The organism is Aeromicrobium sp. (assembly GCF_049586495.1).
In the GTDB taxonomy this organism is placed as follows: Bacteria; Actinomycetota; Actinomycetes; order Propionibacteriales; family Nocardioidaceae; genus Aeromicrobium.
This window is the reverse complement of record NZ_JBAVCB010000205.1, coordinates 1-5,162: the sequence shown is the minus strand read 5'-3', so window position 1 is coordinate 5,162 and position 5,162 is coordinate 1. Positions and strand designations below refer to the sequence as shown.

Sequence of the window (5,162 nt, the reverse complement as noted above, 5' to 3'; positions counted from 1 at the left end):
GCAGCCCGCACCGTGGGTTCGGGTGTCGAGGCGTCGAACGACAACCGCTTCTCGATGCGATCGAGGCGAGCCTGCAGGCCGAGCGCAGAGTGGTCGGCACCCGGCACGAGGATGCGGGCGCACATCAGCTCCAGCAGCATGCGCGGCGCCGTGGCTCCGCGGAAGTCGACCAACGCGCTGTTGACGATGTCGGCCGTGCGAGCGAGCTCCGCGGGGCCGAAACCAGATGCCTGTGCCGCCATGGGAGCGATGCGGTCGGCGGGAACGTCGATGAGTCCTTGCGCCGCGGCGTCGGGCACGACCGAGATGATGATGAGGTCGCGCAACCGCTGCAGCAGGTCTTCGGCGAATCGGCGCGGGTCCTGACCGGATTCGATGACCTTGTCGATGACACCGAATGCGGTGGCGCCATCACGAGCGGCCAAGGCATCGGCAGCCTCATCGAGCAGCGAGTCCGGGGTGTAGCCGAGCAGCTGGACGGCAAGATCGTAGGTGAGTCCCCCTGGCCCGGCGCCGCCCAGCAGCTGATCGAGCACGCTGAGCGTGTCGCGCACCGAGCCCTGACCGGCCCGGACGAGCAGCGGCAGAGCGGTGGGCTCGACCGTGACCTGCTCGGCCGCGCTGAGCTGCTGCAGGTAGTCGGTGAGGACTGCTGGCGGCACGAGCCGAAACGGATAGTGATGTGTGCGCGAGCGGATCGTGCCAATGACCTTGTCGGGCTCGGTCGTGGCGAAGATGAACTTCAGGTGCGGCGGCGGCTCCTCGACCAGCTTGAGCAGGGCGTTGAACCCTTGCGTCGACACCATGTGAGCCTCATCGATGATGTAGACCTTGTAGCGGCTGCTGACCGGGGAGAAGAAGGCCCGTTCGCGGAGGTCGCGGGCGTCGTCGACACCGCCGTGGCTGGCCGCGTCGATCTCGATGACGTCGATGCTGCCCGGCCCGCCACGGGCGAGATCCCGGCAGCTCTGGCACTCGCCGCAAGGGTCCGAGATGGGCGCCTGCTCGCAGTTGAGCGCTCGCGCCAGAATGCGCGCGCTGGTGGTCTTGCCGCAGCCGCGCGGGCCCGAGAACAGGTACGCGTGGTGGGTGCGATTGGCCGCGAGGGCGTGCCGCAGGGGCTCGGTGACGTGGTCCTGCCCGATGACCTCGGCAAAGGTCTCCGGCCGGTAGCGACGGTAGAGAGCGAGGGGGGCGTCCACACGTGAACCCTATAGACGGGCCACGACAGAGACCAGAGCGGTCGGTCCGCCCCGTCAGCAGCCGAGGGCGGAGTCGCGCAGCCAGGCGTCGATCGTGGAGTAAGCGGCCTCGCGGGCGGGCTTGGGCGACAAGAAGACGTCGTGCTTGGCACCGGGGATCGGCCGCACCGTCACGGCGTTGCCGAGGCAGCCGGACCAGCGGGCGATCTGCTTGACGTCGAGCACGGCGTCGGAGCCGACCACCTTCTCGCCGAAGACCCGCGAGAACCACGAACGCGTCGAGTGAAGCACCAGGGAGGGCACGCCGACGTCGTGGCCCTTGTGCAGCACTGACTGCCCGCGACGCACCGCGTTGAGCCAGCCGTACGTGATCGGGAATCCATGCATCGGCTTGAACTGGAGGTTGTACTCCCACTCGCCGTGGGCGCTGACGTGCAGACTCGAGCCATATGAGTCGGTGTGTGGCAGACGCACCTCGTCCAACGAGCGGAACCGCGAAACGCCCCGGATGAGCTGGGTGCCGAGGCTGCGCATCCAGGCGGCGCCCTGCAGGTCGAACCACGGACTGTTGAGCACCAGCCCTGCGATGCCCTGCCCGGTCGAACCGCCCGGGAGCCGTTGCAGGCGAGTCAGCCACAGCGGCAGGATCAGACCCCCGGTCGAGTGGCCCGACAGCACCACGGGTGCGTCACCGGTCTCGGCTCGCACCGTGGCCAGCGCCACCTCGAGCTCGACGTCGTACAGCGCAAGGTCGGACACGTAGTGCGGCGTCTGGCCGTCACGTCGCGACCGACCGCACTTGCGCAGATCGAGAGCATAGAACGCAAATCCTCGATCGACCCAGTACTCGGCCAGCTCACGCTGAAAGAAGTAGTCGGTGAATCCGTGCACGTACAGGGTTGCCCCACGCGGGTTCGGCGGGGTGGTGGTCGGCCGCACCAGGGTGGCGACGATCTGGCCCTGACCGTCGGGATCGTCGCCCAGCTCGATGGTGAACGTCTGGTAGCCAGCCCCAAGCTCCGCGTCCTCGACCCACTCGGCCATGTCCCGATCCCCTATTCTCGCGTGTCCCGCGCAGAGCCTACCGTCGTGCCGGGCTGGCCGCGGGGCCTAGCATTCAGGTGACACCCCCCGAGGAATCGACCATGACCCGAGACGACAGTGCGCCTCCTGAGGATGACTACGCCTTCGATCCCTCGCTGCTGATCGACGTCGCAGGCCAGTATCTGTTCGATGGTGGTCCCACGCTGACGCAGACCCAGGTCGCCGCGCAGGCTGGCATCACCCTCGACCAGGCCAATGCGATGTGGCGGTATCTCGGCTTCCCCGCAGTCGGAGCCCACGAAGTCGTGTTCACCGAAGCCGATGTCGAGGCACTCAAGGTCGTGCAGCGGCTCACCGAGCTCGGCATCCTCGATCCCGAGCAGCTGCCCCAGTTCGTCCGATCAGTGGGCCGGTCGTTCTCCCGCCTGGCCGACTGGCAGACGCGCCTGCTGCTCACCTCGATGTCGCGGGACGACAGCACCGACCAGCCGCCGCTGGACATGCTCAGCGAGATCATTCCAATGGTCGAGGAGGTCCAGGGGTACATCTGGCGCCGGCACCTGCTCAGCACCGCGAGCCGGATGGCGCTCAGCGGCAGCGCATCAGCGTCCCACACGACCGCCGTGGTGGGGTTCGTCGACATCGTCGGCTACACCTCACGGAGTCGGCAGATGAGCCCACGCGCCCTGGGCGAGATGGTCGAGTGGTTCGAGCGGGTCGTCACTGACCTGGTGATCGAGCACGGCGGCCAGGTGGTCAAGACCATCGGCGACGAGGTGCTCTACCAGCTGACCGACGAGGTCGAAGCCGCTCTGCTGGCCCTCGAGCTCGTGGAGCGGTCCGAGACCGACGAGAGGTTCCCCGAGGTGCGCGTCGGCACATCCCGGGGACCGGTTCTGGCCCGTCTCGGCGACGTGTACGGACCCACCGTCAATCTCGCCGCCAGACTGACGTCGCTCGCCCGACCGGGCCGGGCGCTGGTCGATTCGGACCTTGCTGCAGCTCTCCGGGGCGACACCGAGCAGTTCCGGCTGCGTCGCATGCGCCGCACCTCGGTGAGGGGCTACGAACACCTCGAACCCTGGTCGTTGAAACGCCCGCGCATCTGATCGACGGGAAATGCTTGCCGACCCCTCTAGAGTCGAGGGCGTGACCGAGACGCGCGGGATCGACCTGGAGACCCCGGAGCGGACCTGGGTCCCGTGGGTGGGACTGTTGGTCACTCTGGGCATCGTGGCTGCCGCTTTTCTCACCCCCCAGATCGTCGACTGGAAGGTGTATCCGCGGGCCTCGATCGGGCCCGACGACATCTCACCTCTGCACGGTCTCTGGGAGCCCAAGCTGTTCGGGCCCGGCACCATTCCGGCGATTCTCATGGCCGTGCTCGGCTGGCAGTACGGACCGCGCCTGGCGCAGCAGCTGTCCTGGCGTCGGTTGCAGCTGCTGGCCTTGGTGGCGGGATTCTCGTGGTTGATGGCGCTGGCCTACGTCGACGGGAGCGACGGCATCAGCCGGGTGCTCGGCAATCCGTACGAGTACCTGGTCGCGGCCCGCGAGGTGACCGACGTCCCCGCCATGATCGACGACTTCATCCGGCGCATCCCCTACTCCGCGCCCGACAACTGGGTCACTCACATTGCTGGCCACCCACCAGGCGCCCTGGTGGTGTTCGTGGCCATGGCCAGGCTCGGCGTGGGCGGTGACTACGCGTCCGGGTTGGTCGTCACCATCATCGCCGCGACGATCGCGCCCACGGTGATGGCCACGTTGCGCACGCTTGATCGCGAGGCCTTCGCCCGGCGGGTTGCTCCGTTCCTGGTGCTGACGCCCTCAGCAGTGTTCCTGGCCGTCTCCGCCGATGCGTTGTTCGCCGCTGTCGCGGTGTGGGGGCTGGCCTGCCTGGCGGTGTCAGCCACCCGCAGCCATGTCGGCTCGATGATCGGTTGGTCCGTCGCAGCCGGAGTGCTGCTCGGGTCCTGTGTCATGCTCTCCTACGGACTGCCGCTGCTGGGCATCATCGCAGTCGCGATCCTGCTCGCCGCCCGCCGCTGGCAGCCCTTGCCTGGTGCGATCGTCGCAGCACTGGGCGTCGTGCTGGTGTTTGCGGCCTACGGATTCCGCTGGTGGGAGGCGTATCCGGTGCTGCGTGAGCGGTACTACGAAGGCACCGCGAGCGTGCGGCCGTTCTCGTACTGGGTGTGGGCCAATCTGGCCGCGCTCGCGATCAGCGCGGGTCCGGCCGTGGGCATGGGCCTGGCTCGTCTGATGGCCCTGGGTCGACGCCTCGATCGCACCCTGATGCTGCTGATCGGTGCGGGTGTCCTGATGATCCTGGCGGCCGACCTGTCCGGCATGAGCAAGGCCGAGGTCGAGCGGATCTGGCTGCCGTTCATCCCGTGGATCACACTGTCGCTCGGACTGTTGTCCACTCGGTGGATGCGGGCCGCACTGGCGCTGCAGCTGGTGAGTGCGCTGCTGGTTCAGCATCTCTTCTACACCAGCTGGTGACGGATTTGGTCTGACGGCCTTCGCTCGACACCATGGGGTTCATGCCTGACGTCCATGTCTCCCGCACGCTCGACCTCGCACTGCGGGTCGGCGAGATGCTGCTGTCGAACGGTGCCGGCGCTGCGGACGTCACCGCCACGATGGGTTCGATCACCCACCATCTCGGTGTGCGGCAGGCGCAGGTCGATCTGACGTTCACGACGCTGACGATGAGCCACCAGCAACGGCCAGACGCTCCCGCTTCCACGGCCACCCGCCACGTCACTCATCGTGAGACTGACTTCGACGACCTGACCAGCGTCGACCTGCTGGTCGCCGATCTGCTCGACGACGCGATCGACCTCGATGAGGCCCGGTCGCGGCTGGCGCAGATCGCCTCCACGGGGCACCGCGCGCCCCGGTGGGCGG

General features: G+C 67.8%; 5 protein-coding genes. 3 read left to right on the top strand and 2 right to left on the bottom strand.

The window, feature by feature from the left end; genetic code table 11:
- Together WB508_RS11025 and WB508_RS11020 are read right to left on the bottom strand one after the other, a co-directional pair.
- The coding region (locus WB508_RS11025; protein WP_423844934.1) for a DNA polymerase III subunit gamma and tau at positions 1-1,202 on the bottom strand (1,202 nt) is incomplete at its 3' end.
- Between the two features lie 54 nt (positions 1,203-1,256).
- Positions 1,257-2,246: an alpha/beta hydrolase gene (locus WB508_RS11020; RefSeq protein WP_423844933.1), complete on the bottom strand. Its 990-nt coding sequence runs from the start codon at positions 2,244-2,246 to the stop codon at positions 1,257-1,259.
- 101 nt (positions 2,247-2,347) lie between these two features.
- On the opposite strand from WB508_RS11020, the gene WB508_RS11015 reads away from it, so the two are divergent.
- The 3 genes from WB508_RS11015 to WB508_RS11005 all read left to right on the top strand — a co-directional run.
- Positions 2,348-3,355 carry an adenylate/guanylate cyclase domain-containing protein gene (locus WB508_RS11015; protein ID WP_423844932.1) on the top strand — a complete coding sequence of 336 codons (1,008 nt, stop codon included), beginning with the start codon at positions 2,348-2,350 and terminating at the stop codon, positions 3,353-3,355.
- A gap of 40 nt (positions 3,356-3,395) precedes the next feature.
- Positions 3,396-4,754: a hypothetical protein gene (locus WB508_RS11010; protein ID WP_423844931.1), complete on the top strand. Its 1,359-nt coding sequence runs from the start codon at positions 3,396-3,398 to the stop codon at positions 4,752-4,754.
- Positions 4,755-4,795: 41 nt separating this feature from the next.
- The coding region (locus WB508_RS11005) for a threonine/serine exporter family protein (RefSeq protein ID WP_423844930.1) at positions 4,796-5,162 on the top strand (367 nt) is incomplete at its 3' end.

What these genes read in the sequence shown, in the direction of transcription:
- WB508_RS11015 (WP_423844932.1), top strand. Translation starts at nt 2,348, where the DNA reads ATGACCCGAGACGACAGTGCGCCTCCTGAGGATGACTACGCCTTCGAT.
- WB508_RS11020 (WP_423844933.1), bottom strand. Translation starts at nt 2,246, where the DNA reads ATGGCCGAGTGGGTCGAGGACGCGGAGCTTGGGGCTGGCTACCAGACG.